General features: G+C 67.4%; 2 protein-coding genes. One reads left to right on the top strand and one right to left on the bottom strand.

Going from position 1 to position 1,777, the window contains the following annotated elements; genetic code table 11:
- Positions 1–245: 245 nt before the first annotated feature.
- Positions 246–1,130, top strand: a complete 885-nt coding sequence (locus tag GJV64_RS14115) for a LysR family transcriptional regulator (RefSeq protein WP_164158079.1) — start codon at positions 246–248, stop codon at positions 1,128–1,130.
- Here the strand turns inward: GJV64_RS14115 and GJV64_RS14120 are convergent.
- Entirely contained in the window at positions 1,127–1,696 is a 570-nt protein-coding gene (locus GJV64_RS14120; RefSeq protein ID WP_164158082.1) for an NAD(P)H-dependent oxidoreductase, read from the bottom strand. The two genes, GJV64_RS14115 and GJV64_RS14120, sit on opposite strands and share 4 nt — an antisense overlap.
- Positions 1,697–1,777: the final 81 nt, after the last annotated feature.

Genomic DNA, 1,777 nt, shown 5'->3' on the forward strand with positions numbered 1-1,777 from the left:
CGCTGACAAGGCTGATCAGCGCGGCGGCGCGGGCGCGCAAGGCCAGCCGCCGGGCGTCGCCCGCCGGCAGCACGGCCAGCAGCAGCAGGGCCACCGGGCCGGTGAGCATCAGCCACAACAGGGGGGAAAACGTCATCGGGTCGCTCCATCGGGAAGGCGGAAACGACCGGTCCTCTAGGCGCTGGCACTTTCTGCGTAAAATATATATATTATCTATAATCGTTCGTTCTGATAAATGGATTTCCATGGCGGCCCTGAACTACAACCACCTGCGCTATTTCCACGCCGTGGCCCACGCCGGCAGCCTGACCCGCGCCGCCGAGCGGCTGAACCTGTCGCAATCGGCGCTGTCGGTGCAGTTGAAGAGCCTGGAGGATGCGCTGGGCCATGCCCTGTTCGAACGGGTGGGCAAGCGGCTGGTGCTGACGGAGGCCGGCAAGATCGCGCTTGATCATGCCGATACCGTGTTTTCTGCTGGCGATGCACTGGTCGCCACCCTGAAGGGTCGGGTGCGGATCGAACAGCAGGTGCTGCGCATCGGCGCCCTGCCCACGCTGTCGCGCAACTTCCAGGCCGAGTTCATCGCGCCGCTGATCGGCCGCCGCGACGTCGAGCTGGTGATGGTGTCGGGCACGCTGAAGGACCTCTTGGCCCAGCTCGAGGCGCACGAGCTTGATGTCGTGCTGTCGAACCAGCCGCCGCGCGGGGTGGTGTCGGCCGACATCGTCTCGCGGCTGATTGCCCACCAGCCGGTGGGGCTGGTCGGCCCGCCCGGCCTCATCCACCGGCCCCTCAACTTCCCGCGCGATCTGGCCAAGCTGCCGGTCCTGTTGCCGGCCCGCGGCCTCGACATCCGCAGCGGTTTTGACCGCCTGCTGGCCGAGGCCGGCATCCAGCCGATCATCCTTGCGGAAGTGGACGACATGGCGATGCTGCGCCTGCTCGCCCGCTCGTCAGACGCGCTCACCCTGGTGCCACCGATCGTGGTGAAGGACGAACTGGCCGCCGGGACGCTGGTGGAGATCATCTCCATCCCCGGCCTCGCCGAGGATTTCCACGCCATCACCCAGCGCCGCCGTTTCCCCAACCCGCTGCTGGCTCAGCTGCTGCCCGCGGCGGACAGCAATTAGCTGCCGAGCTTGCGCGCCTGTGCCATGAAGCCGGCGATGCGTTCGGGCGTCGCATCGCGGATGGTGCCCACCACCTTCAGCTGCGTCACCTTCAGGCCGACGAAATCGAGGATCTGGCGCCTCAGCACGTTGGGCCAGCCGTTGCGATAGCCGAGCCACAGATACCACGGCGGCGTGTCGGCGGTGATCAGCACGCGCGCGGTGCGGCCTTCGAACAGTTTCTTCGGAAAATGCCCGTTGCCTTCATAGGCAAAGGCGATTCCGGGCAGGAAGGCGCGATCAATGAGGCCCTTCAGCTTGGCCGGCGCCGCGCCCCACCACAGCGGGTGGACGAGGATGAACGTGTCGCACCAGCGTATGGCGTCAAGAAAGGCGACGATGTCGGGCTCATGCTCCTGCCGCGTCTTGTAGCCGCCGGCGAGATTGGGATCGAACTGCATTGCCGAGAGGCGCAGCAGCCGCACCTCGACGCCGCGCGCCTGCGCTGCGGCCGCCGCTTCGCCGGCCAGCGCCCCGCACAGGGCGCCGGCATCGGGATGGCCATCCAGAACGAGAACGCGCTTCACAGCCCCATCTCGGCCGCCGCAGCCCTGATCCGGCCCTGCGCGGCAGGATCGCCGGCAAAGGCGGCCAGTGCGGAATCGCGC

Source organism: Sandarakinorhabdus rubra (genome assembly GCF_010994245.1).
In the GTDB taxonomy this organism is placed as follows: Bacteria; Pseudomonadota; Alphaproteobacteria; order Sphingomonadales; family Sphingomonadaceae; genus Sandarakinorhabdus; species Sandarakinorhabdus rubra.